The sequence below is a fragment of the Phenylobacterium sp. genome (genome assembly GCF_030646615.1).
In the GTDB taxonomy this organism is placed as follows: domain Bacteria; phylum Pseudomonadota; class Alphaproteobacteria; order Caulobacterales; family Caulobacteraceae; genus Phenylobacterium.
This window is the reverse complement of the sequence record NZ_JAUSLG010000074.1, coordinates 23,027-49,653: the sequence shown is the minus strand read 5'-3', so window position 1 is coordinate 49,653 and position 26,627 is coordinate 23,027. Positions and strand designations below refer to the sequence as shown.

Here is a 26,627-nt window from a genome sequence, read left to right as displayed (position 1 = left end):
AGGGTCAGGCCGGGCTCAAGTGACGTTTCCAGAAAGGCAGCCAGGAATCCCGCTCATGGGCGGGAATCTCGACGTGGCGGCCGGGATTGACGTGCAGGGTCTTCTCCGTCGAGCCGAAGGCGTCGAACAGGGCGATCCCCTGGTCGCGCTTCATCAGTTCGTCCTCCCACTGGTAGACGAACATCAGGGGGATGCGGATCTGCTCGGCCGCGGTCTTGTGGTCTTCGAGCCCAGGAAAGACGCCGAACAGGCCGAAGATGGCGCAGGAAATCCGCGGCTCCTCGGCCACGAACGGCACGCCGAACCGCGTACCCATGGAGACCCCCCAATAGCCGACCTTGTGGTCTGAACCCACGAAGTCGAGCCCCTGGGCCGCATCCAGGGTCGCCTTCCACTCGGCGGTCACCTTGGCGACGGTGTCGGGATCGCGGGAGATTTTCGGCCGCTCGCCGCCTTCGGGGCGCTTGCCTTCCTGCGCGGCGCGGCCGGCCGCCAACGCCGCCGCACGGGCTTTTTCCGCCTGCTCGCGGGTGACGCGATCGCCATGGCCCGGCGCGTCGATGGCCACGGTCGCATAGCCCAGGGTCTGGGCGTGGGTGACGGCGGCGCCGGCGATATTGGCCGCCTTCTTGTGCTGAGAGCCCCCGTGGCCCAGCAGGATCAGGGGGCGGCCGCCCTTGGCGCCTTCCGGCGCCCAGACGCAGCCGGGCACGGTGTCGCCGCCCACCTGCAGGCGGAACTCCCGCCGCGTGACGCCGTCAGCCGTCTTCTCGCCGATGAAGTCCATCTTGTTCCCTAGGTTGGCATGGTTCTGGTGAGGTCAGGCCGCGCTGGCCGGATCGGGCAGACCCAGGATGCGCTTGGATATGATGTTGTTCTGGATCTCGTAGGAGCCGGCATAGATGGTCGAGGCCTTGCCCGAGAGCCATTCGCGGGTGTTGGCCAGGGCGTCGGGATCAAAGCCCTCGCCCTCCCAGCCCAGCCCGCCCTGGCCATAAATCTCCAGCAGCAGTTCGGCGCGGGTCTGGTTCACCACCGACGAGACATTCTTCAGGATCGAGGTCGCCGCGCTCGGCCCGGCGCCCTTCGCCTCTGCCGCGGCGCGATCCATGGTCAGCCGCAGCAGCCGGCGCTCCATCAAGTGGTCGGTCAGCCGGCGGCGAAGATCTGTGTCGGCCAGGCGTCCGGAGGCGTCGACACCGAGATTTTCGACCGCAACCTCGTTCAGGGGCCGGCCCTCGCCGGGCCGCGCCGGGGCGTCCTCGCTGCGCTGGCGCTCGTACTGCAGCAGGCGCTTGCCCACCGTCCAGCCGCCGTTCAGGGGACCCAGCAGGCTTTCCTTGGGGACCTTCACATCGGTGAAGAAGGTCTCGCAAAAGGGAGACGAGCCCGAGATCAGACGGATCGGCCGCACCTCGATGCCGGGTGAGGCCATGTCGATCATCAGAAAGCTGATGCCCTCGTGCTTGCGGGTCGTGTCGGTGCGCACCAGGCAGAAGCACCAGTCGGCGTACTGCGCCCCTGAGGTCCAGATCTTCTGGCCGTTGACCACGAAGTGGTCGCCCGCGTCCTCCGCCCGCGTCTGCAGGGACGCCAAGTCCGAACCGGCGCCCGGCTCCGAATAGCCCTGGCACCAGCGGGTCTCGCCCCGGGCGATCGGCGGAATGTGCCGCTCTTTCTGCGCCTCGGTTCCGTATTCCAGCAGGGTGGGGCCAAACATCCGCACCCCCATGGACCAGCCGATGGGGTTCCAGCCGCCGGCGGCGCGGATTTCCTCGCGGACCACGCGGGCCTCGGCAGGAGTCAGTCCGCCGCCGCCATATTCCACCGGCCAGGTGGGCGCGCCCCAGCCCTGGGCGCACAGGCGGGTCTTCCAGGTTTCCAGCGCCGCGGCGTCGTCAGCCTCCCGCTGGCCCATGACCGGCGCGCGGCCGGCCAATTCCCTGGGGAAGTTGTCGGCCACCCAGGCGCGGGCGACAGCGCGCAGATCGTCGAGCTCAGTCATGACATCTTGGGTAGGTTTGATTGGTGCGATCGTCAACAATGAGGACGAACATGGCGTGGACCGGCGCCGCTGCCGCCCAGGTTGCGAACCTCTTGATCTTATGTATTGGTGTCTTCGTCAAAAGGAATATGTCCAGAGGAAACCCCATGGCCCCCTATGCCAGCGGCCGCGTCTTTCATGACGCCGACAGCCATGTGATGGAGCCCGGCGACTGGCTGGTTCCCCACGCCGAGGGCGCCCTGCTCGACCACCTGAAGGCCCGAAAGTCCGCCGAGCGGGTCGAGACTCAGGTCGCCGCCGCCCGCGCTCGGGCCGATGATCCCGAGGCCGCACGGCGGGCCGCTGAGAAGCTGGTGGACGGGCCCAAGGGCTGGATCGCCTATGGCGCCTTCGACGCCCAGGAGCGCCAGCGCGCTCTGGATGAGCTGGGCTTTTCCCGCCAGCTAGTGTTCGCCACCTCGTCCCTGGCCCACTTCCGCGGCGCGGCGGACCCCGAGGTGCTGTTCGCCGGCGCCCGGGCTCACAACAAGGCCATGGCCGCCTTCTGCGCCGATCCGCGCCTGATCGGCGTCGGCTTCGTGCCGCTGGACGATCCGCAGAGGGCCGTGGAGATTGCGCAGGAGGCCATCGAGCTGGGTTGCGGCGCCTTCTGGGTCCCCTCCACCCCGGCAGGCGACCGCTCGCCGGGCCATCCTGACCTTGACCCCTTCTGGTCGCTGCTGGCGAAGCAGCGCATCCCCTTCATGCTGCATATCGGCCAGGGCTCGCGGGTGCTGCCCAAGGCCTACAACAACAACGGCAAGCCCCGGTCGCCGGACCTGCACGGCGGGGGCGAGAACCTGCGCTTCCAGGACTTCATCGTCCTGCCCTTCTCGGCCCAGATGTTCCTGGCGGCCATGGTCTATGATGGGCTGTTCGATCGCGTACCGGACCTGCGGGGCGGGGTGATCGAGTTCGGGGCGGCCTGGGTTCCGGGCTTCCTGCGCCAGATCGACCTGGGCTATCGCAGCTTTTCCAAGACCGATCCGCAGCTCAAGGCCCTGGCCATGAAGCCGTCGGAATACCTGCGCAAGCACATCAAGTTCACCCCCTTCCCCGGCGAGGATGTGGGCCACCTGATCGCCGACGCCGGCGCCGACCTCTTCCTGTTTTCCAGCGACTACCCGCACCCCGAGGGGACCACCGACCCCATCGGCCGGTTCGAGCGGACCTTCGAAGGCCTCAGCGAGGACGACCGCGAGCGGTTCTACAGCCGCAATTTCGAAGAGATGATGGGCGCGTTCTAAAGAGCGCCTGCGACAGGAGACACGCCATGGCCGACACCCTCCAGGGCAGGATCATCGAGGGCGCGTTCCGCAGCCCCCACAACGGCTTCCAGCAGGCCCCGGGCTCGATCCACAATGACGAGGTGGCCGCCAAGCTCGGCTTCAAGGGCGGCACGGTGCCAGGCTCGGTCCATATGGACCAGTTCGCCCCCCTGCTGGTGGAGACCTATGGCGTCGACTGGTTCGCCCGCGGAAACATGTCCCTGCACTTCACCCAGGCGACGGTGGACCGCGAAGAGGTCAAGGCGGTGATGGAGGCGGCCAGCCCGCGCTCACGCCTGACCATGTTCAACCGCGAGGGCGTCCAGGTCTGTATCGGCACAGCCAGCAACGCGACCCGCGACCCGGAGTCGGAGATGACCCGGCGCATGGCCGCCCAGGCGCCGGCGGGCGCCCTGCGCATTCTCGCCGGCTACGAGGTCGGCGACGTCAATACCGACATCCCCATGCGCATCGAAGGCGAGGCGCTGGAGAAGTCACTCAGCCGCATCACCGAGCGTCTTCCCCTTTACGACGAGGGGATCCTCCCCCCCTCGCATCTCGTGCGGCTGGCCCATATCAGCCGCCCCACGGTGCTGGCCAAGGTGAACCAGTCCGTGGGCCTCTTTGGCGCGCTGGAGATCCGCATCACCGACGGGCCGCTCAAGGCCGATCGCGACTATGTCGGGCGGACCACCATGCTGAAACTCACCGAAAGTCCGAAGACCGAAAACGCCTGGTATGATGTCGATATCGCCGATGCGGCGACGGGCGAGGACGTGGCCACGGTCACCTTCATGATCCGGTTCATGAAGGCCTCCTCACCCCTCTGGGCCAAGCCGGCCTGAGGGGGTAAGCCTTGGCCCATGGCCGCCCCGCGACTCCAAGCCGAGACATCCGCCCCGCCACGTCTGACGCGGGAGGCGCTGTATGATCAGGTCTGGACGACGCCGCTGTCGACCCTGGCGGTCCAGTGGGGCATCAGCCGCAATGGGCTCGCCAAGATCTGCGACCGTCTGATGGTGCCCTATCCTGGGCGTGGCTACTGGAACGCCCAGAGAGCCGAGCGCCCTGCCCTGCCGCCGGCGCCGGCTGGCGTGGACGATGGCGTGGACCTTTCGGCCCGGGGCGGCCGCACGCGCCGGGACCGGACCCGCCTGTCGCCCGAGGCCCGGCAGGACCAGTTGATGGCCGCGGCGGCCGCCATCATCACGGCTGAGGGCCTGCATGCGGCGACCATGAAGCGCGTCGCCCGCGAGACCGGCCTGAGCGAGGCCCAGGCCCACAATCTGTTTCCCCGGCGGGCGGATCTGCTGACCGCCCTGGCCCGGCGGGAGCTGGCGGCCATGAATGACGAGCGCCAGGCCGAGATCGAGCGCGGACAGGACAATCTGACCCGGGTCACCCTCTCGACGCTGGCCTATCTGCGTCAGGTGGAGGCGCGCGGCGCCCTGATCCAGCGGCTGCTTAACAGTCCCGAGGTGCGTGCAGGCCTTCGGGCCGAGCGGGAAGCCCAGAGCGGCTATTCCCGGCGGCGCATGACCGAGCGCCTGCAGACCCGCTATGGCGTCGAGGCCGATCTGGCCCGCGGCGCGACCGTCGTCCTGACGGCCGTCTGCCTGCGGGCTGGCCGGCTGCTGGCGGAGAAGAAGATCCCCCTGTCCATGGCCGAGCGACTGAGCCTGGCCATCGTCACCGGCGGCAATCGCGAGATCGTCCGTGAGGGCCGAAGCTAGAGGTCTGGCGTCAGCGCCCGCAGGGACGAGCCGATCAGTCGCGTGGTGAGTTCGCGCCCCCGCTCTCGGGTCAGGTCGCCGGCATGAACCAGACGCCCGGCCTCCTCCGGGATGGTGGTCATCAGGCTGAGCGCCGCCACCGCCTCCTTGGGCGACAGGTGCAGGGTCAGCCGGGCCAGCCGCGTCAGTCGCCGGGCGATGCGGTCACGGATGGCGGCCCACGCGGGATCGATCCGGCCCGCCATGAAGGGATCACGCAGGACGATGTGCGCCACCGGCCCCGCCTGGGCCACCTCATCGAAATAGAGCGCCGCACAGGCCTGGGCGGCGTCGAACAGGTCTGTCCGCGCCGCCGCCGTCTCCAGGCCTGCAGTCAGCAAGGCGGCGAACCGGCGGGCCAGAAGCGCATTGGCCAGGTCGTGCTGGTTGGGAAAGTAGGCATAGATCAGCGCCTTGCTGACATGGGCGGCCCGCGCCAGGTCCTCCAGGGGCAAGGGCAAGCCCCCATGGGCCGTCAGAAGGACCTCGGCGGCGTCGAGGATCTGACCCCGCCGCACCTCAGGGGAAAGCCGGGCGCGCCCACCCCTCTGCGCCGTTTCGGACCTCATGAGGGATTTGTGGGCCGCCTCCGCAAGCCACGCAAGTTCCGCTGTGCGGAAGCCCGACGCCGCGTAGTGACATTCGCACCATTAGCGATCCATATTGCCTGAGCCGGCCATGGACGAAGACGCCATCGAGAGCGTCGAAGCCGGTTTAGGGAGGCCCTATGGCTGGACGGCTCGACGACAATTCCGCAAACGACCTGAAGGCCGCCGCCGAGCTCGGCATGGCTCCGGCCTTCTGGGCCGCCCGTCAGCCCGACAAGGTGGCCATCTTCGAGATGTCGGGGCCGACCCGCACCTTCGGGGCCCTCAACGCCAATGCGAACCGCATCGCCCGGCTGCTGCGAGCCGAGGGCCTGAAGCCGGGGGACTCGGTCGCCCTGCTCAGCCCCAACCGCGCCGAATTCGTCGATGTGCTGTTCGCCACCCAGCGCTGTGGCCTGCGCATGACGCCGGTGAACTGGCACCTGACGCCCGAAGAGATCGCCTATGTCATCGACAACTGCGAGGCCCGCGCCCTGTTCGCCGAGGCCTCGGTGGCCGGCGCGGCCCAGGCCGCCGAGCAATGCCCGCACCTGACCTTGAAGGTGGCGATCGGCGGGCCGCTGCCGGGATTCCTGGACTATGACGAGGCCCTTGGCCCCTATTCGGGCGCCGATATCGACGATCCGGTGCGCGGCCACACCATGCTCTATTCGTCGGGCACCACCGGCCGGCCCAAGGGCGTCTACAAGCCGAACGCGCCCATCCCCACCTACGACCCGGCCTATCAGGACGACGACGTCCACTTCTGCACCGGCCCGGCCTATCATGCCTCGCCCATGGCCGGAGACGTGCGCAAGGCCTTGGTGAATGGCGTCCCGACAGTGCTGCTGGATCGCTGGGACAATGAGACGGTGCTGGCCACCATCGAGGCCCGCCGGGTCACCCGCAGCCACTTCGTGCCGATCATGTTCCAGCGGCTGCTGGGTCTGCCCGAGGATGTCCGCGCCCGCTACGATCTCAGCTCCCTGCGCCGCATCTCCCACGGCGCGGCCCCCTGCCCGCCGGAGGTCAAGCACGCCATGATCGAATGGCTGGGGCCGGTTCTGTTCGAATACTATGCCGGGTCAGAGGGCGGGGTCGGCTTCTGGATCACCTCGCAGGACTGGCTGAAGAAGCCCGGCACGGTGGGCCGCCGGCCCGATCCGGAGGCGGCGAAGATCCTGGATGAGGCGGGGAACGCGCTGCCCGCCGGCCAGGCCGGCACGATCTACATGCGATTGGCCGACCAGGGCGGCTTCGAGTACTTCAAGGACAGCGCCAAGACCGACTCCGGCCGCCGCGACGGCTATTTCACCATGGGCGACGTCGGCTATTTCGACGCGGACGGCTATCTCTTCCTGACCGGCCGCAGCGCCGAGACGATCATCGTCGGCGGGGTGAACATCTATCCGCAGGAGATCGACAACGAGCTGATCAAGCATCCCGCCGTGGCCGATTCCTGCACGGTCGGCGTGCCCCACGAGGAGTATGGCGAGGAGGTTCGGGCGGTGATCGAACTGGCCGCCGGCTATGCCCCGTCCGAGGCGCTGAAGGACGAGATCCTGGCCTATGCCCGCACCGCGGTGGCCAAGTACAAGATCCCCCGCGGCGTCGACTTCGTCCCCCGACTGCCCCGCAGCGAGGCCGGCAAGATCCAGCGCAACAAGGTCCGAGCCCCCTATTGGGAAGGCCGCGCCCGGGCGATCTGATGGAAGCGGGGCCGCTCAACGGGACGCTCGCCCGCGAGTTACTTCCACCGCTCCCGACGAAATGTGATAGGCGTTAAAGTAGAGGTTGCAGCCCGAGTCATCCACGACTCCGTGTTGCAGTCTACCCGGCTGCGGCCTCGAACCCGAGCCCCTGAGATCCATGAAAGGACGGCTATGGCGGTCCACCCCGATGCGACCCAGGGGCTGGCTCTTGCGGTCGTCGCTTCCGCAACCTCGCCCCTTGTCCTGCTGGATGGGGATCTTCGTGTCCTGGGCGCCAGCACGAGCTTCTACCGCGCGTTTCATATCAAACCGGCGAGCGAGCGCGGGCAGCCCGTCTTCGACCTGGGCGATGGTGAGTGGAATATCCCACAGCTTCGCTCCCTGCTCCGGGCCACGGCTGCAGGAGACGCCGAGATCGAAGCCTATGAGATGGATCTCAAAAGCCATCATGGCGAACCGCGCCGCCTGGTCCTCAACGCCCAGAAATTGGCCTATGGCGACAAGGACCACGAGTACATCCTGCTGTCGGTGGCCGACGTCACCGACGCGCGACTGGCGGCCAAGCTGAAGGACGACCTGCTGCGGGAAAAGGCCATCCTGTTGCAGGAGGTGCAGCATCGGGTCGCCAACAGCCTGCAGATCATCGCCAGCGTCATCCTGCAGAGCGCCCGCAAGGTCAGCTCCGACGAGACCCGGCTTCACCTGACCGACGCGCACAACCGGGTGATGTCCGTCGCCGCCCTGCAGCACGAGCTTTCCGCCGCCCGGCTGGGTCAGGTGGAGCTGCGCAGCTATTTCCGGAAGCTCTGCGACAGCATCGGCGTGTCGATGATCCACGACCATGATCAACTGGTCCTGGAGGTCCAGGTGGATGACAGCACGAGCGAGGCCGACGTGTCCGTCAGCCTTGGCCTGATCGTCACCGAGCTGGTGATCAACTGCCTCAAGCACGCCTTTCCCGGCGGCCGGCTGGGCAAGATCGAGGTGGGCTACAATTCCCGCGGCCCCAACTGGACCCTGTCTGTGGCCGACAACGGGGTCGGCATGCCGAAGGACAAGGCCAGCGCCACCCCGGGCCTCGGCACCAGCATTGTCGACGCCCTGGCCCACCAGCTCGACGCCCGTGTCCAGGTGGCCAACGCCCATCCGGGCACGATCGTCTCGGTGATCCACAACCCGATCGCCGCGGTCGAAGCCGATGACGAGGCGATCCCTCAGAAGGCCGTCTAGAACGGCAGGCTCGCAGCGAGCCTCGCTCAGATTGCGCAATCTGGCGACGCGCCGAGCGCGGCGTAGGACGCTGGCGATTGTGCAGCACGGCGGCCCTTCAGGGGTTCGCCGCTGTGCAACCGCTCTTGCGACCAGCGCCTTGCAGGAGGGCGGGAGGAAAGAAACGGCAGGCGCAGAGCTTAGCCATCGGAACGAACATTGTGGGGGTCGGTTGTGGTCGCACGCCATTTCCATGAGGGACGATGACCCCCGCACCATCTTCGCGCACTGCTGCGGCGCGCATCTACTATGTTCACCCCCTCGCGTTCGACGGTGACGGCCTGGCCACAAAGGTGGCCGAAAAGGCGGCAGACCTCGGATTTGATCATCTTCTGATCGCGCCCATCTTCCAGCAGGGTGGCGATGTATTTCGCCCCCGCGATCACGACGCCTCATGCCTGCAGGGCGCCTCCACCGTCACTGCGGTCGGGGCTCTGGCGGCAGCCTGTCGGTCCCACGGGCTGCGGCTGTTGATGGACCTCGATCTCGTCCGGTTCGACGCCGAGCACCCGCTGGTGGCGGCCCAGCCGGACGCCTTCACCCTGCGGCGGGAGGCCCCCGCCGACCAACCCATCGATCCGCGACGCGACTCGCCGCCAAAGGGCGTGGCCCTGGCGCGGCTGCGGGAGCCGGCCGCCTGTGACGCCGTGGTGGACTGGATCGCCAGCCGGGCTGAATCCTGGATCGAGGCTGGCCTCGACGGGTTTCGGCTGCTGGAGCTCAAGCAGGCGCCGCCGGAGATCTGGACCCGCCTGATCGCGCGGCTTCGGACCTTCAAGCCCGACCTCATCTTCATCGCCGATACGCCGGGGATGGACCGTGAATCAGCCCTCGCCCTGGGGCCTTGCGGCTTCGACGCCCTGATTTCGTCGGTCGCCTGGTGGGACGGCCGCGCCCCGTGGCTCGCCGAGGAGCACGAGGATCTGCGCCCCATCGCGCCGCTGATCGCCCAGCCGGAAGCGCCCTTCGGGCCGCGCCTGGCTACGCGCCTGCCGGCTGAGGCCGATACCCGGTCAGGCAATGTTCGGGCGCTGCGCCTGGCGGCCGCCACCGGCTCTGGCCTGCTTCTGCCCATGGGATTCGAGTCGGCCGAGCGCGCACCGCTGGGAAGCGGGACGTCTGTCCCGGCAGAGGATACGGACCTCACCGCCGAAATCCGCTCAGCCAACCGGCTGGTCGCCGAACTGGCGCCGTTCGAGGGCGAGATGCGGATGCTGACGGGACCTGGCGCATCGGCCACGGCGCTGCTGCGGGCCAGCGGTTCCGACATGCGCACGGCCGAAGCCGCCATTCTGGCGCTGATCAACAGGTCGCTTGCCGAGACGGTCGAACTGGACCGCGCCGCGATCCTGCCCGCGGCCGGGGCGTTCGGTCCCTTCGAGGCGATGGACGGCCGCGAAGACCCGTTCGACCCCCTCGCCCCAGGAGAAGTTCGTCTCCTGGGCGCCCGGCGCAGTCCCGTCATTCGCGTCCAGAGCCGCACTGGCCGTCAGGGCGCTAAGGCTGCGGCCAAGGCGCCGCGCCTGGTGATCGAAGAGGTGTCCCCGCGGGTCAGCGGCGGCCCCTTCGCCGCCAAGCGCATTGTCGGCGAGACCGTCGAGGTCGGCGCCGCCATCTATGCAGATGGGCACGAGGAGCTCGCCGCCGAGCTCCGCTGGCGGGCCACAGATGGCGAGGACTGGTCCTCGACCCGCATGACGGAGCTGGGCAACGACCTGTGGAGCGGGCGCTTTCCGCTGGAGCGCATGGGTCGATACCAGTTCGTCATCGAGGCCTGGATCGACCGCTACGGCTCCTACCGTCACGGCCTGGAGAAGAAGGTCGAGGCGGGCGTGGTCCAGACGGTCGATCTGGACGAAGGCCGCCAGCTGATCGCCGAAGCCGCCAAGGCTGACCGCTCGGGGCAACTGGCCAGGATCGCCGCCGAACTGTCGAGCCTCGACCCCGTCGCGGCCGGCGAGCTTCTGCTCGACCCTCAAACATCGCGCCTGATGGATGAGGCCCAGGACCGGGCCTTCGCCTGCAGGAGCGAGGCGCACTGCGTCGACGCCGAGCGACGTGAAGCCCTGTTCGCCAGCTGGTACGAGCTCTTTCCCCGCTCGCAGACCGACGACCCGGCCCGCCACGGCACGTTCGACGACGTCATCGCCCGCCTGCCGGCCATCCGGGGCATGGGCTTTGACGTGCTCTACTTCCCACCGATCCATCCCATCGGACAGCGCCATCGCAAGGGCAAGAACAACAGCCTGACCGCGGGCCCCGATGATCCGGGCAGCCCCTACGCCATCGGCGCGGCCGAGGGCGGACACGACGCCATCCACCCCGAACTCGGGACCTTCGACGACTTCCGCCGACTGATCGCCGCCGCCCATGATCATGGGCTGGAGATCGCGCTGGACTTCGCCATCCAGTGCTCCCCCGACCACCCCTGGATCAAGGAACACCCCGGCTGGTTCGACTGGCGTTCGGACGGCACCATCAAGTACGCCGAGAACCCGCCCAAGAAGTACCAGGACATCGTCAATGTGGACTTCTACAGGTCCGAGGCGATCCCCGACCTGTGGCTCGCCCTGCGCGATGTGGTGCTGCTGTGGGTGCGCGAGGGCGTCCGCACCTTCCGCGTCGACAACCCCCACACCAAGCCGTTCGCCTTCTGGGAATGGATGATCCGTGAGGTGCGCACCGCCCACCCCGATGTGATCTTCCTGTCGGAGGCCTTCACCCGGCCGCGGGTCATGTACCGGCTGGCCAAGATCGGCTTCTCGCAGTCCTACACCTACTTCACCTGGCGCCACACCAAGGCGGAGTTCACCGACTATCTGACCGAGCTGACGACGACGGAGCCGAAGGAGTTCTTCCGGCCGAACTTCTTCGTCAACACGCCCGACATCAATCCCTACTTCCTGCAGACCTCGGGCCGGGCCGGCTTCCTGATCCGCGCGGCCCTGGCGGCGACCCTGTCGGGCCTGTGGGGGGTCTATTCCGGGTTTGAACTGCTGGAGGGCGAGCCCGTCCCCGGCAAGGAGGAATACAAGGACTCCGAGAAGTACGAGATCCGGCCCCGGGACTGGACCGCGCCGGGCATCATTCCGCAGATCAGTCAGCTGAACCGCCTGCGCAAGAGCCACCCGGCCCTGCAGACCCACCTGAACGTCACCTTCCTGCCGGCGACCAACGACAACATCCTGGTCTACGCCAAGACCAGCCCGGATGGCGGCGACCTGATCCTGGTGGCGGTCAACCTCGATCCCCATGGCGCCCACGAGGCCGATGTGGAGGCGCCGTTCTGGATGCTCGGTCTGGCCGATGACGCCACCGCGCAGGTGGAAAACCTGCTCACCGGCCAGAGCTTCTCCTGGCAGGGCAAGTGGCGACGCATCGCCCTTGATCCCGGCCAGCCCTATCTCATTTTTCGTATGGAGGCCCCGCGATGAGCGTCGCCTATCTCGCTGACGACCACGCGGCCGACCCCGCTCAGACCGCCAACCCCCAGTGGTACAAGGACGCGGTCATCTATCAGCTGCACGTGAAATCGTTCTTCGACGCCAACGATGACGGCGTAGGCGATTTCGCAGGGTTGTCGGCCAAGCTGGACTATATCGCCAGCCTCGGCGTCACCGCCATCTGGCTGCTGCCCTTCTACCCGTCACCGCGGCGGGACGACGGCTATGACATCGCCGACTACCGCGGGGTCCATCCGGAATACGGCGACTTCGACGATGTGAAGCGGTTCATCGACGAGGCCCACGGGCGGGGGATGCGGGTCATCACCGAGCTGGTGATCAACCACACCTCGGACCAGCACCCCTGGTTCCAGGCCGCCCGCAAGGCCCCACCGGGGTCGCCGGAGCGGGACTTCTATGTCTGGTCCGACAACGACGCCGATTACAGCGGCACGCGGATCATCTTCCTGGACACCGAGACCTCCAACTGGACCTGGGATCCGGTGGCCGGCGCCTATTACTGGCACCGCTTCTATTCCCATCAGCCGGACCTGAACTTCGACAATCCCAAGGTGCTCGAAGAGATCCTGTCGGTCATGCGCTACTGGCTGGAGGCCGGGGTCGATGGCCTGCGGCTCGACGCCATCCCCTATCTGATCGAGCGGGAGGGCACCAATAACGAGAACCTGCCCGAGACCCACGACGTCCTGAAGGCCATCCGCGCCCATCTGGACGAGCATTTCGAAGACCGCATGCTGCTGGCCGAGGCCAACCAGTGGCCGGAGGACACCCAGCAGTATTTCGGCGACGGCGACGAATGCCACATGGCGTTCCACTTCCCCCTGATGCCGCGCATGTACATGGCGATCGCCCAGGAGGACCGGTTCCCGATCACCGACATCATGCGCCAGACCCCGGACATTCCGGAGGCCTGCCAGTGGGCGATCTTCCTGCGCAACCATGACGAGCTGACCCTCGAAATGGTCACCAACAAGGAGCGCGACTACCTCTGGAGCGTCTACGCCTCGGAGAGCCGCGCGCGGATCAATCTCGGCATCCGCCGGCGCCTGGCGCCGCTGATGGAGCGGGACCGCCGCCGGGTCGAGCTGATGAACTGCATGCTGCTGACCATGCCCGGCACGCCGGTGATCTATTACGGCGACGAGCTGGGAATGGGCGACAACATCTATCTGGGCGACCGTGACGGCGTCCGCACCCCTATGCAGTGGTCGCCGGATCGCAATGGCGGCTTTTCCCGCGCCGACCCGGCCAGCCTGGTCCTGCCGGCGATCATGGATCCGCTCTATGGCTTCCAGGCGATCAATGTGGAGGCCCAGAGCCGCGACAGCCACTCGCTGCTGAACTGGCTGCGTCGGATGCTGGCGGTGCGTCAGCGCCACAGCGCCTTCGGGCGTGGCACGCTGCGCTTCCTGCGGCCGCATAACCGCAAGGTCATGGCCTATCTGCGCGAGCATGACGGCGACACCATCCTATGCGTCGCCAACCTGTCCCGCACGGCCCAGGCCGTCGAGCTCGACCTGTCGGAATTCGCTGGCTGGACGCCCATGGAGATGTCGGGCAGCACGCCCTTCCCGCCCATCGGCCATCTCACCTATCTGCTGACCCTTCCCCCCTACGGCTTCCACTGGTTCCAGCTCTGCGAAAAGACCGATGGGCCCAGCTGGAGCACGGCGCCGAGCGGCGTCCAGGCCGAGCAGCACACCTTTGTCCTCCGGGGCGACGTGGCCACCCTGGTCGAGCCGCTCCATCGGGCGGTGCTGGAGGCCGAGGTGCTGCCGAACTGGATGAGCGGCCGACGCTGGTTCCAGGGCAAGGACGCCGAGCTGATCGCCACCCGCATGAAGGGCTATTCCCCCCTGCCCGGGGCGCCGAACCAGATCCTCGCCGAGCTCGAGGTCGAGACCTCCGCCGGAACCGCCGCCTATCTCGTCCCCCTGGGGGTGGCGTGGGAAGACGATGTCGGCGACCCCTACGCCCACAGCTTCGCCATGGCGCGCGTCCGCCGTGGCGCGCGGGTCGGCGACCTGACCGACGGATTCCTCACGACGGAGTTCGTCCGCTCGGTGATGGCCGGTTTGCGGACCAACGCCAGGCTCGCTTCGCCGTTTGGCGACATCGAGTTCACCTCGGCGACCTTCGAGGCGAGCGACGACGCCGAGATCGAATGGTCATCGGCCGAGCAGAGCAACAGCTCGGTCATCATCGGCCGCGAGATCGTCTTGAAATTGCTGCGCAAGGTGACGCCCGGCATCCATCCGGAAGCCGAGATGACCCGCGTGCTCAGCGAGCGGGGCTATCCCCACGTGCCGGCCTTTGTGGGCGAGGTCCGTCGGATCGGGCCCGACGGCGAACCCCACACCCTGATGGTGGCCCAGGCCTTCATCTACAGCCAGGGCGACGGCTGGGACTGGACCCAGGACTATCTCCATCGGGTGATAGACGACCTGGTCCTGGCCAGCGATCAGAACACGGCCCCGGACTTCGCCTCCTATGCGGAGTTCGCCCGGGTCCTGGGCCGCAGCCTGGCCGAGATGCATGGCGTCCTGGCCCAGCCCTGCGACGACCCGGACTTCGCGCCTGAGATCATGGACGCCGACGCCGTCGAAGGGGTGCGCGCCAGCGTCATGGGGCAGGTCGACGGCGCCCTGGCCGTCCTGGAAAAGGGCGGTGACTGGAGCGACAGCCTCGGCCCGCTTGCCGAAATCCTTCTTCAGCGCCGCGGCGAACTGGGCGAAGCGGTAAGCCGCCTTTCCCGCGCCGCGGAAGGCCAGATGCGCACCCGCATCCATGGGGATCTTCATCTGGGTCAGGTGCTGGTCACCGGCGGCGGCGTCACCTTCATCGACTTCGAGGGTGAGCCCGCCAAGCCGCTGGACGCCCGCCGCGCCAAGGCCAGCCCCTTGCGCGACGTGGCCGGCATGCTGCGGTCCTTCGACTATGCCGCAGCGCTCGGCGCCGTCGCGGCGGCCAATGTGGCCCAGGGCGTTCAGGATCGCTCGGTCGATGTGGTGAGCCAGTTCGAGTCCGTCGCCCGCCAGGCCTTCCTGGACGGCTACGGCGAGGTGGCCGGTCCGCATTCGGGCGAGTTGCTCGACCTCTTCCTGCTGGAAAAGGCGGCCTACGAGGTCAGCTACGAGGCGGCCAATCGTCCGGCCTGGCTGGGCACGCCGCTCCGTGGTCTGGCGGCGACGGTCGATCGCCTGCTGGGTGGCGCCCAATGAGCCGCGAAGACCTGACCCTGACCCACGCCCTGACCTCCGCGCTGATGGAGGGCCGCCTGACCGATCCCTTCGTCTTCCTCGGTCCGCATGAGGCCGATGGACAGACCGTCGTCCGCACCTTCCAGCCCGGCGCGGTCGCGGTGTCGGCCCTGCAGGACGGCGCGCCCCCCTCACCCCTGCAAGAGGTCGCGCCGGGCCTGTTCGCCGGACGTCTGGCGGGCCAGGGGGGCTATCGCCTGAGCATCGACTGGGGCTCGGCGACCCAGGAAACCGAAGACCCCTATGCCTTCGGGCTTCTCCTCGGGGATCTGGACCTGCACCTCTTCATGGAGGGCGCCCACTGGGAACTCGGCCAGAAGATGGGCGCTCAGCCGCAGACCTTCGAAGGGGTCGAAGGCGTCGGCTTTTCCGTCTGGGCGCCCAACGCCCGGCGCGTCTCGGTGGTCGGCGACTTCAACAGCTGGGACGGCCGTCGTCACCCCATGCGCCTGCGTCATCCCGCCGGGGTGTGGGAGCTGTTCGTGCCCCGCCTGGGACCGGGCGAGCGCTACAAGTACGAGCTGGTCGGGGCCCATGGCGAGCTTCTGCCGCTGAAGGCCGACCCGCTGGCGCGGATGACCGAGCTTCCGCCGGGCCAGGCCTCCATCGTCGCGCCCCCTGCGGCGTTCAACTGGACGGACTCCGACTGGATGGCCGACCGGAGCCGCCGCCAGAAACCCGACGCGCCGATGTCCGTCTATGAGGTGCATGCCGCCTCCTGGCTGCGACCCGACGGCGAGGAAAGTCCCAACCTCGACTGGGACGGCCTGGCCGATCGCCTGGCCCCCTATGTGGCCGATATGGGCTTCACCCATGTGGAACTGCTGCCGATCATGGAGCATCCGTTCGGCGGCTCCTGGGGCTACCAGCCCCTGTCACAGTTCGCCCCCAGCGCGCGGTTCGGCTCGCCCGAGGGTCTGGCGCGGTTCGTCGACGCCTGCCATCGCCTTGGGGTGGGCGTGATCCTCGACTGGGTGCCGGCCCACTTCCCCACCGACACCCACGGCCTGGCCAGCTTCGATGGCACGCAGCTCTACGAGCACGCCGATCCGCGGGAGGGTTTCCATCAGGACTGGAACACCCTGATCTTCAATCTCGGGCGGCAGGAGGTGCAGGGCTTCCTGATCGCCAGCGCCCTCTACTGGCTGGAAACCTTCCACATCGACGGCCTGCGCGTCGATGCGGTGGCCTCCATGCTCTACCGCGATTACAGCCGCCAGCCCGGCGAATGGGTGCCCAATGTCCATGGCGGCCGCGAGAACTTGGAATCCATCGCCTTCCTGCGCCGCCTGAACGAGACGGTGGCCAGCCGCTGCCCCGGCGCCGTGACCATCGCCGAGGAATCCACGGCCTGGCCGGGGGTCTCCAGCCCGGTGGCCGAGGGCGGCCTCGGATTCAACTACAAGTGGAACATGGGGTGGATGCACGACACCCTGAGCTACATGCAACGCGATCCGGTCTATCGGAACTGGCACCAGAACGAGCTGACCTTCGGCCTGCTCTACGCCTTCACCGAACGGTTCGTGCTGCCCATCTCCCACGACGAGGTGGTGCACGGCAAAGGCTCACTGCTGGGTAAGATGCCCGGCGACCGGTGGCGGCAGTTTGCGAACCTGCGCGCCTATCTCGCCTTCATGTGGGCCCACCCGGGCAAGAAGCTGCTGTTCATGGGCTGTGAGCTCGCCCAGCCCACCGAATGGAACCATGACAGCGCCATCCCGTGGGAGCTGCTGCAGCAACCCGACCACGCCGGGATGCAGATGCTGGTGCGGGATCTCAACGCCATCTATGGCCGCGAAGCCGCCCTGCACCAGAGCGACGCCGATCCCGAGGGCTTCGCCTGGATCTGCACCGACGCCGAGGCCGGCGTCTTCGCCTTCCGCCGGCAGGCCGGGCGCGACGCCGCGCCGGTAATCTTCGCCGTCAACATGACCCCGGAGCCCCGGCGGGACTATCGCCTGGGCGCGCCGGCCGCCGGTGTCTGGGCCGAAGTCCTGAACACCGACGCCGGGCGCTATGGCGGCGGCAATATCGGCAACGGGGGTGAGGTTCGCACCGAGCCCGCCCGAGCCCATGGGCTCGCCCACAGCCTGAACCTGACCCTCCCCCCGCTCGGCGCCGTCATGCTGCGCCATCAAGGAACTGTAGCTTGATCCTTCTCCCGGACCGTCTCGAGGGCGGCCTGCCCTATCCCCTTGGCGCGACCTTTGATGGTCTGGGGGTGAACTTCGCCGTCTATTCGGCCCATGCGGAGAAGATCGAACTCTGCGTCTTCGAGGAGACCGGCCGACGCGAGATCGCCCGCCTGCCCCTGCCCGAATGGACGGACGAGGTCTGGCACGGCTATCTGCCGGACGCCAAACCGGGGCTGCTCTACGGGTATCGGGCCCACGGCCCTTACGCGCCCCAGGAGGGGCATCGGTTCAACCCGAACAAGCTGCTGATCGACCCCTATGCCCGCAGCCTGTCGGGGGATCTCCGCTGGACCGACGCCCTGTTCGGCTACCGGGTCAATTCCGCCAGGGCCGACCTCACCTTTGACCGCCGCGACAGCGCGCCCGCCATGCCCAAGTCCGTGGTCACCGCTGACGCCTTCGACTGGAGCGGCGACCGGCGGCCCAATACCCCCTGGGCCGACACCGTCATCTATGAGGCTCACGTCCGCGGCCTGACCATGCTGATGGAGGAGGTCCGCCCGCCGGCCCGCGGCACCTTCGCCGCCCTCACCCACCCAAAGGTGCTCGATCACCTGAAGCGTCTGGGCGTGACGGCGGTGGAGCTGCTGCCCATCCACGCCTTCGTGCAGGACCGCTTCCTGCAGGAGAAGGGGTTGGCCAACTACTGGGGCTACAGCACCCTGAACTATTTCACGCCCGAGCGGAGCTATCTGTCGGGAATCGACCAGAACGAGCTGCGGATGGCGGTGCGCCGGCTGCATGCGGCCGGTCTCGAAGTGATCATGGACGTGGTGTTCAACCACACCGCCGAGGGCAGCGAGCGCGGCCCCACCCTGTCGTTCCGGGGCCTGGACAACGCCAGCTATTACAGCCTCGTCGAGGGCGATCCGCGGTTCTGCGTCAACGACACCGGCACCGGCAATACGGTGAACATGTCCAAGGCCCGGGTGGTCCAGATGGTGGCCGACTCCCTGCGCTACTGGACGCAGTCCTACGGCATTGACGGCTTCCGCTTCGACCTGGGGGTCACCCTGGGCCGGGAAAAGCACGGCTTCGATCCCGGCGCCGGCTTCTTCGACGTGCTGCGGCAGGATCCCACGCTGCAGGGGATCAAGCTGATCTCCGAACCCTGGGACATCGGCCCCGGCGGTTATCAGCTTGGCCAGCACCCGCCCGGCTTCGCCGAGTGGAACGACAGGTTCCGCGATGACGTCCGTGGCTATTGGCGGGGCGATGAAGGCGGGCGCCCGGACCTGGCCGCCAGGCTTTCCGGATCCGGCGACATCTTCGACCGGCGGGCCCGGCGGCCCTGGGCCTCGATCAACTTCCTGGCCTCCCATGACGGCTTCACCCTGGGCGATCTGGTGAGCTACGAGGAGCGGCACAACGAGGCCAATGGCGAGGACGGTCGCGACGGCCACAGCGAGAACCTGTCGCGCAACTGGGGCGCCGAGGGCCCCACCACCGACGTCGATATCCAGCGCACCCGGGGTCGGGTGATGCGCGCCATGTTGATGACCCTGTTCGCCTCGTCTGGCACGCCGATGCTGCTGGGGGGCGACGAATTTGGCCGCACCCAGCGGGGCAACAACAACGCCTATTGCCAGGACAACGAGATCTCCTGGTTCGACTGGCGCCAGCTGGAGTCGCCCGAGGGCCAGGCCCAGATCGATTTCGTGTCCCGGCTGATCGCCCTGCGCAAGACCTATGGGACGCTGCGACCCAACCAGTTCCTGCACGGCCAGAACGGGTATGCGCCGGGCGTGCTCGACGTGGACTGGTTCGACGAGCACGGGCGGGGCCTATCCTCGGAGGATTGGCAGAACCCCCACGCCTCCGCCCTGGCCATGCGCCGCGCCGCGCCCATGGAGGACGGCCGGGTCGAACTCATCACCCTGCTGACCAACGCCAGCGACGGGGCCATGACCTTCCATCTTCCCGAACCGATGGGGGCGCCGGTCATCCTGCTCGACAGCGCCCATCCAGGCCTGGGCGAGCGGCCGTTGGCGGGCACGCAGGTCGAGGTGGGGGCGCACAGCGCCGTGCTGCTGCATTCGGTGGTGGACGGCGCCGACGGCTCTGGCCGTTGCGTCCACGAACTGCCCTTCGGCGCTACGGTCCTGGCCGAGGATCTGACGCGGTTCCGTCTGTGGGCCCCGGCCTGCGAGGCCGTGACCCTGGAGGTCGAGGGCCTGCCGGCCCAGCCCATGACCGCCGTCGACCAGGGCTGGTTCGAGGTCGAGGCGCCCTGTGGCCCTGGATCACTCTACAAGTACCGGGTGGGCGAGGATGTCTGCGTGCCAGATCCGGCGTCGCGCCGTCAGAACGGCGACGTCCACGACGCCAGCCTGGTGATCGACCCGGCCGCCTATCAGTGGCGCACCGCCGACTGGAAGGGCCGGCCCTGGGAAGAGGCGGTGATCTATGAACTTCACCCCGGCCTCATGGGCGGCTTCAGCGGGATCGCCGGCCAGCTGGCCGACCTCAAGGCCCAGGGTTTCACGGCCATCGAACTGATGCCGATCGCCGATTTCCCCGGCCAGCGAAACTGGGGCTATGACGGCGTCCTGCCCTTCGCCCCCGATGCGGCCTATGGCTCGCCCGAAGAGTTGAAGGCGATGATCGACCAGGCCCATGAGCTCGGCCTGATGGTGTTCCTGGATGTGGTCTATAATCACTTCGGACCCGACGGGAACGCGCTGGGCGCCTACGCCCCGCAGTTCTTCCGCGACGACATCCAGACTCCCTGGGGGGCGGCGATCGATTTCCGGCGGCCCGAGGTCCGGCGCTTCTTCATCGAGAACGCCGTCTACTGGATCAACGAGTACCGGTTCGATGGCCTGCGCTTCGATGCGGTGCACGCCATCAGCGAGCGCGACTGGATCGACGAGATGGGCGAGGCGGTCCGCGCCGCCGCCGGCCGCGATCGTCAAATCCATCTCATCCTGGAGAATGACGACAACGTCCCCGACCACATGAGCGGGCCGTTCGACGCCCAGTGGAACGACGACGCCCACCACGTCCTGCATGTGCTGCTGACCGGCGAGACCGAGGGCTATTACCGGGCCTATGCGGAGGCGCCCGCCGAGGCTCTGGCGCGCAGCCTGGCCGAGGGCTTCGTCTATCAGGGCCAGCCCTTCCCCTTGCGGGATGGCGCCCCGCGGGGCGGTCCCAGCGGCGGCCTGCCCCCCACCGCCTTCGTGAACTTCATCCAGAACCACGACCAGATCGGCAATCGTGCGCTTGGCGAGCGGCTGACGGCCCTGGCTGAGCCCAAGGCCCTGCGCGCGGCTACCGGCCTGATCCTGCTGGCGCCCCAGACCCCCATGGTCTTCATGGGCGAAGAGGCGGGCAGCCGTTCGCCCTTCCTCTACTTCACCGATCACAACGAGGAATTGGCGCAGGCGGTTCGCGAGGGCCGGCGGTCGGAGTTCGCCCACTTCGCGGCCTTCGCCGATCCTGATGCGCGGGCGGCCATTCCCGATCCCAACGCCCCCTCGACCTTCGAGACCTCGCGTCCGGACCCCGGCCCCGACGCCGCCGACTGGCGCCGGCTCTACCGCGACCTGCTGCAGATCCGCGCCCGCGATCTGGCTCCGCGCCTGCGCGGCGCCCGCAGCAGCGGCGCCCGCGCCCTGGGCCCCGCCGCCGTCAAGGCGAGCTGGACCCTGGGGGACGGCGCCCGCTGGACGCTGGCGCTCAACCTCGGCGCCGAGACGGTGGAAATCCGCGACGCCCCCAACAGGACGGCGACGGCCACGGTCGGCGAGGGCATGGACGAGGCCCGGCGCCTTTGCCCCTACAGCCTGGTCGCCTGGCTGGAGCCCAAGCGGTGATCGACGCCGAGCTTGAGGCCTTCGCCGCTGAGGCCGGCGTTCTGGTGGAATGGGAGGATGTGCACGGCCAGCTGCGCCGCACGCCGCCCGTGACCCTGCGCGCGGTGCTGGCCGCCCTTAGCCTGCCCGCCGCCACCCCGGCCGAACTTCAGGCCAGCCGTCAGCGCCTGTCGGCCGCGCCGCCGCCGGACTTCGTCACCGCGGAGGTGGGCCAGCCCTTCCAACCCCTCGGCCGCCCGTGTGGCGCGCACGCCCGGCTGCGGCTGGAGGGCGGCGAGGTCCTGGACATCGCTCTGGACCCTCAGACCGGCTTCACGCGCCAGGGCGTGGACCTGCCGGGCTATCACCGGCTGGAGGTCGCCGACCAGGAGGTCACCGTGGCCGTGGCCCCGGCCCAGGCCTTCGGCCTGGACGATCTGGCGCCCCATCGGCGGCTCTGGGGTCAGGCGGTGCAGCTCTATTCCCTGCGCGGGCGAGATCCGCGGCCGTTCGGCGATTTCGGCGACCTCGCCGGCTTTGCTGAGGCGGCCGGGCGTCGCGGCGCTGCGGCCCTGGCCATCAGCCCGGTCCACGCCCTGTTCGCCGCCGACGCCGAGCGGTTCAGTCCCTATGCCCCGTCCAGCCGCCTGTTCCTGAATGGCCTCTATGCCGATCCGGCCGCCGTGCTGGGCGATGAGCTCGGCGACCTGGCTCCTCAGCCGGTCGGCGGAGATCTGGTGGCCTGGTCGACCGCCATCCCACAGCGACTGGCCGCCCTGCGTCGGGTCCATGCGCGGTTCAAGGCCTCGGCCCCGGCCGATCTTAAGGCCGACCTCCAGAGCTTCGAAGACGAGGGCGGCGAGGACCTGCGCGGTCACGCCCGGTTCGAGGCGATCCATGGGACCTTCTTCGCCCGCGAGGGCGCCCGGGGCTGGCCGGACTGGCCGCAGACCTTCCATGACCCCGCCAGTCCTACGGTGGCGGCCTTCGCCACTGAGCACGGCGACGACGTCGCCTTCCACATCTTCGTCCAGTGGCTCGCCGACCGCAGCCTGGCCCGCGCCCAGGCGGCCGCCCGCGCCGCCGGCATGCCGGTGGGCCTGATCACCGATGTGGCCGTGGGCATGGATCCGGGGGGCAGCCACGCCTGGTCGCGGCCCCAGGACCTGCTGGCCGGCCTCAATATCGGCGCGCCGCCGGACGCCTTCCAGGCCAATGGCCAGGACTGGGGGGTCACCACCTTCTCGCCCCGCGCCCTGGCGGCCAGCGGCTATGAGGGGTTCCTGGCCACCCTGCGCTCAGCCATGCGCCATGCCGGCGGGGTGAGGATCGACCACATCCTGGGTCTGCGCCGGCTGTGGGTCGTGCCCCATGGGGCGGGACCCACCGAGGGCGCCTATCTCACCTATCCCATGCAGGACCTGATGCGGCTGATCGCCATCGAGTCCCACCGCCATGGCGTCCTGGTGGTCGGCGAAGACCTCGGCACCGTCCCAGCCGGCCTGCGGGAAACCCTGAACGCGGGCGGGGTACGCGGCATGCAGGTGCTGCTGTTCGAGCAGGACGAGGCGGGCGCGTTCAAGGCGCCCGAGCAGTGGTCGCCCCGGGCCTGCGCCATGACCACCACCCACGACCTGCCGCCCATCGCCGGCTGGTGGCGCGGCGCGGACATCGACTGGCGCCTCCGGCTGCAGCCTGACGCCGACGAGGATCAGGCGCTGGCCTTGCGATCCGAGCGCGAAACGCAGCGGACCGCCCTGTGGGCCGCCTTCTGCGAGGCGGGCTGCGCTGAAGGGGACCGGCCCTCGACCGAGCAGACCGGCCCGGTCGTGGACGCCGCGATCGGCTTCCTGGCCAAGACCCCCTCCGAGCTCGCCATCCTGCCTATCGAGGACCTGCTGGGCCTGGATAGGCAGCCCAACCTGCCCGGCACCACCACCGAACACCCCAATTGGCGCAGACGCCTGCCGGGTCCAGCCGAGGCGCTGTTCGACGCGTCCGGCCCGGCCGGCCGGATCGCCAGCCTGAACAAAGCGCGGCCGCGATGACCCCCACGGCGACCTACCGGCTGCAGTTCCATGCCGGCTTCACCTTCGCCGACGGCGCGGGACTGGCGGGCTATCTCCGCGACCTGGGGGTCAGCCACCTCTACGCCTCGCCCATCGCCGTGGCCCGCGCCGGCTCGACACACGGCTATGACGTGGTCGATCCCACGGCCATCAACCCGGCGCTGGGCGGCGAGGACGGCTTCCGCCAGATGGCGGCGGCGTTCCGGGCCGCGGGCCTGGGGATCATCCTCGACATCGTGCCCAACCATCTGGCGGTCGGCGGAGCGGACAACGCCTGGTGGCTGGATGTCCTGGAGAAAGGCGAGGCCAGCGCCTTTGCGCGCCTGTTCGACATCGACTGGCGGCCCCGCGATCCCGTCCTGCAGGGCAAGGTCCTGGCCCCCTTCCTGGGCGCCCCCTATGGCCAGGCCCTGGCGGGCGGCGACATTCGGCTGGAGGCCGGCCCTGACGGATCGCTGTGGGCCATGGCCTATGGCCATCACCGATTTCCCATCCGGGCGGCCGATCGGGCCGAGGTCTTCGCGCTCGGCCTCGAGGCCTACGACCCAGCCAACGAGACGGGGCTCGGGCGCCTTCACGATCTGCTGGAGCACCAGGCCTATCGCCTCGCCTGGTGGCAAACGGCCGGCGACGAGATCAACTGGCGGCGCTTCTTCGACATCACCGAACTGGCCGGCGTCCGGGTGGAAGACACAGAGGTGTTCGACCGCATCCACGCCCTGCCGCTTCGCCTCTATGCCGAGGGGCTGATCGATGGCCTGCGCATCGACCATGTTGACGGCCTGGCCGACCCGGCCGGATACCTTGTCCGCCTGCGAGGCGAACTGGCGAAGCTGGAGGCCGCCAGGCCCGCAGGCTCGCCCGCTGGTCCGGCCTATCTGGTGGTGGAGAAGATCCTCGCCGAGGGGGAAGCCCTGAGCCGCGACTGGCCCTGTGACGGGACCACCGGCTATGAATTCATGGACGGCGTCTCGGCCCTGCTCCACGCGCCGGATGGCGCCGCGCCCCTCGCCGCCCTCTGGCAGGAGGTCAGCCGGCGCGAGGGCGACTACGGGGCTGAAGAGCACGCCGCCCGGCTTGAAATTCTCACCCACGGCTTCGCCGGCCAGGTCGACGCCGTCGCCGGCGCCTTCCACGAACTGGCGCGCGACGATCTCAAGACCCGCGACCTGACGCGGGGCGCCCTGCGCCGCGCGATCATCCAGCTGCTCACGGGGTTTGCCGCCTACAGGCTCTATGGCGAGGGCGAGGCCCTTTCCCAGGGTGAGGCCGGCATCCTGGCGCAGGCCATGGCCAGGGCGCAGGCGGCCATTGCGCCCGCCGACCGTCCGGCCCTCGACCAGATCGAGGCTTGGCTGACCGGCGGTGGACCAGGCGCCCCGGACGCCCGGCGCCGGGCCCTGCAGCGGTTCCACCAGCTCAGCGCGCCGGTGGCGGCCAAATCGGCGGAAGACACCGCCTTCTACCGCTATCTGCGGCTGATCTCCCGCAACGAGGTGGGCTCCTATCCGGGCCGCCTGGCCAGCGACACGGGTGAGTTCCACGCCGCCAATCTTGCGCGGGCCGAGGCCTGGCCCGGCAGCCTGCTCACCACCGCCACCCACGACCATAAGCGGGGCGAAGACGTGCGCGCCCGCCTGGCTGTGCTCAGCGAGCGCCCGGAGGCCTGGGCGGCCCAGGTGCGCCCCTGGCTCGCCGGCGCGCCGACCGAGATCGATCCGGCCGACGCCTATCAGATGCACCAGACCCTGGCGGGCGCCCTGCCGCTTGACCTGGACATGGGCGATGCGGCGGGGGTGAAGGCCTTTGGCGAGCGAGTGGCCGGCTGGTTCACCAAGGCCCTGCGGGAGGGCAAGCTGCGGTCCTCCTGGGCGGTCCCGGACGAAGCCTACGAATCCGCCTGCCTGGCCTATCTCGACCATTGCCTGGTCGATCCCGCCTATCGCGCAGCCCTTTCGGATCTGGTGGAAAAGGTTGCGCCCGCCGGCGCCATCAAGAGCCTCGCCCAGGCCCTCCTGCGCTGTACCAGCCCCGGCCTCCCCGACACCTATCAGGGGACCGAGCTCTGGGACTTCAGCCTGGTGGATCCCGATAATCGCCGGCCGGTGGACTTCGCCCTGCGCCAGGCGATGCTGGACCAGACCTCGCCGGAAAACGCCCTGGCCGACTGGCGCACCGGGGCGGTGAAGCAGTTGGTCATCGGCCGCGCGCTCAACCTTCGCAGGGCCAGGGCAGATGTGTTCGCGCAAGGGACCTATGAGCCGCTGCTGGTGGAGGGCCGTCAGAAAGACGCGGTCATCGCCTTCGCCCGGCGGACGGCCACGGACACGGTGATCGCCGCAGCTGTGATCGCCTCGCCCGCCGACCTCCCCCGGGGGCTCCCCCTGCCCGATCCGGCCTGGTGGGAGGACACGGTCGTGCAGCTTGAGGCGGGCCAGGGATCAGCGCTGTACGACCATCTCGGCGACCAGGCCCATGGCGCGGGCGCCGTCCCCGCCGCCAGGCTGTTCGAGCGCCTGCCGGTCGCCCTGCTTGGGGCGCACGGCTAGAGGACTTCGCCGTCCTCATCGGCGCCGGCCATGGCTTCGCCCGGGCGAGGGGTCAGGATCATGGTCCGCCCCTCCACGCGCCAGCTGGCCAGCCGCGTCAGGAAGTTCATGCCCAGGACGTCCACCGGCCCCAGGGCGCCCGAGATGGCCACCTGCAGGTCGGCCGCGGCGATGCCCCCGAGCTGGAAGTCGTCCACCGAGGCCGGCCGCGCCTGGACGACGCCATTGGCGGTCCGCGCCAGGATCGGGGTGAGGCCGGGCTCCGGGCGGACGCCGGCGCGGGCCGCGGTTTCAGTGGATATGGCGGTCAGGGTCGCGCCGCTGTCGACCAGCATGCGGACCTCCTGCCCGTTCAGCGTCGCCTTGGCCCAGAAGTGGCCGTCGGCCGACATGGGGATGCGGACCTCCTCACCCACCACCTCCTGTCGGTCCAGCCCGGTCCGCTCTACGATCTGGGCCAGCCAGGGCTGATAGGGCGCGTGCTGCAGGAGGATGAAGAGACAAAGCGCCAGGGCGCCGAACGACACGGCCGCCCGCAGCACCGGGCCCACATAGGGAATCCGGAACAGCAGCGACATGACGAGGGCAGCCCCCAGCGCATAGAGCGCCAGTTGCTGCCAGTAGGGGAGCGTGCTGAGCAT

15 protein-coding genes are annotated in these 26,627 nt (G+C 68.8%); 11 read left to right on the top strand and 4 right to left on the bottom strand.

Translation table 11 applies throughout. The features are described 5' to 3' along the window. Positions 1–4 precede the first annotated feature (4 nt). Together Q7S93_RS13645 and Q7S93_RS13640 are read right to left on the bottom strand one after the other, a co-directional pair. Positions 5–787, bottom strand: coding sequence for a dienelactone hydrolase family protein (locus Q7S93_RS13645; RefSeq protein ID WP_304714451.1), 783 nt, complete (start codon positions 785–787; stop codon positions 5–7). A gap of 33 nt (positions 788–820) precedes the next feature. After that, positions 821–2,005, bottom strand: a complete 1,185-nt coding sequence (locus tag Q7S93_RS13640; protein ID WP_304714450.1) for an acyl-CoA dehydrogenase family protein — start codon at positions 2,003–2,005, stop codon at positions 821–823. Between the two features lie 146 nt (positions 2,006–2,151). Between Q7S93_RS13640 and Q7S93_RS13635 the strand changes: the two genes are divergently transcribed. The 3 genes from Q7S93_RS13635 to Q7S93_RS13625 are packed head-to-tail and all read left to right on the top strand — an operon-like array spanning position 2,152 to position 5,045. Continuing rightward, positions 2,152–3,291 (top strand): amidohydrolase family protein, encoded by a 1,140-nt coding sequence (locus tag Q7S93_RS13635; RefSeq protein WP_304714449.1) that lies wholly within the window; start codon positions 2,152–2,154, stop codon positions 3,289–3,291. Positions 3,292–3,317: 26 nt separating this feature from the next. Beyond that, positions 3,318–4,157 carry a hypothetical protein gene (locus tag Q7S93_RS13630; RefSeq protein ID WP_304714447.1) on the top strand — a complete coding sequence of 280 codons (840 nt, stop codon included), beginning with the start codon at positions 3,318–3,320 and terminating at the stop codon, positions 4,155–4,157. A gap of 18 nt (positions 4,158–4,175) precedes the next feature. Beyond that, complete coding sequence (locus tag Q7S93_RS13625) at positions 4,176–5,045, top strand: TetR/AcrR family transcriptional regulator (RefSeq protein WP_304714446.1); 870 nt, start codon at positions 4,176–4,178, stop codon at positions 5,043–5,045. Here the strand turns inward: Q7S93_RS13625 and Q7S93_RS13620 are convergent. Continuing rightward, on the bottom strand, positions 5,042–5,653 hold the full coding sequence (locus Q7S93_RS13620) for a TetR/AcrR family transcriptional regulator (RefSeq protein ID WP_304714445.1): 612 nt from the start codon (positions 5,651–5,653) through the stop codon (positions 5,042–5,044). The two genes, Q7S93_RS13625 and Q7S93_RS13620, sit on opposite strands and share 4 nt — an antisense overlap. 158 nt (positions 5,654–5,811) lie before the next feature. On the opposite strand from Q7S93_RS13620, the gene Q7S93_RS13615 reads away from it, so the two are divergent. The 8 genes from Q7S93_RS13615 to treY all read left to right on the top strand — a co-directional run bounded on the left by Q7S93_RS13615 (position 5,812) and on the right by treY (position 25,986). Further along, on the top strand, positions 5,812–7,380 hold the full coding sequence (locus Q7S93_RS13615; protein WP_304714444.1) for an AMP-binding protein: 1,569 nt from the start codon (positions 5,812–5,814) through the stop codon (positions 7,378–7,380). A 174-nt stretch (positions 7,381–7,554) separates the two neighbouring features. Further along, complete coding sequence (locus Q7S93_RS13610; protein ID WP_304714443.1) at positions 7,555–8,613, top strand: sensor histidine kinase; 1,059 nt, start codon at positions 7,555–7,557, stop codon at positions 8,611–8,613. Between the two features lie 242 nt (positions 8,614–8,855). Then, positions 8,856–12,086 carry a maltotransferase domain-containing protein gene (locus Q7S93_RS13605; protein ID WP_304714442.1) on the top strand — a complete coding sequence of 1,077 codons (3,231 nt, stop codon included), beginning with the start codon at positions 8,856–8,858 and terminating at the stop codon, positions 12,084–12,086. Next, on the top strand, positions 12,083–15,337 hold the full coding sequence (treS, locus tag Q7S93_RS13600; RefSeq protein WP_304714440.1) for a maltose alpha-D-glucosyltransferase: 3,255 nt from the start codon (positions 12,083–12,085) through the stop codon (positions 15,335–15,337). Before Q7S93_RS13605 ends, treS begins: the two co-directional genes overlap by 4 nt. Continuing rightward, positions 15,334–17,529, top strand: coding sequence for a 1,4-alpha-glucan branching protein GlgB (gene glgB, locus Q7S93_RS13595; protein WP_304714439.1), 2,196 nt, complete (start codon positions 15,334–15,336; stop codon positions 17,527–17,529). Before treS ends, glgB begins: the two co-directional genes overlap by 4 nt. Next, positions 17,526–21,389, top strand: a complete 3,864-nt coding sequence (gene glgX, locus Q7S93_RS13590; RefSeq protein ID WP_304714438.1) for a glycogen debranching protein GlgX — start codon at positions 17,526–17,528, stop codon at positions 21,387–21,389. Before glgB ends, glgX begins: the two co-directional genes overlap by 4 nt. Next, the gene (gene malQ / locus Q7S93_RS13585) at positions 21,386–23,416 is read left to right on the top strand and encodes a 4-alpha-glucanotransferase (RefSeq protein WP_304714437.1); all 2,031 of its coding nucleotides are present in this window, start codon (positions 21,386–21,388) and stop codon (positions 23,414–23,416) included. Before glgX ends, malQ begins: the two co-directional genes overlap by 4 nt. After that, positions 23,413–25,986 (top strand): malto-oligosyltrehalose synthase, encoded by a 2,574-nt coding sequence (treY, locus tag Q7S93_RS13580; RefSeq protein ID WP_304714436.1) that lies wholly within the window; start codon positions 23,413–23,415, stop codon positions 25,984–25,986. Before malQ ends, treY begins: the two co-directional genes overlap by 4 nt. Here treY and Q7S93_RS13575 read toward each other — a convergent pair. Beyond that, positions 25,983–26,627, bottom strand: coding sequence for a retropepsin-like aspartic protease family protein (locus tag Q7S93_RS13575; RefSeq protein ID WP_304714435.1), 645 nt, complete (start codon positions 26,625–26,627; stop codon positions 25,983–25,985). The two genes, treY and Q7S93_RS13575, sit on opposite strands and share 4 nt — an antisense overlap.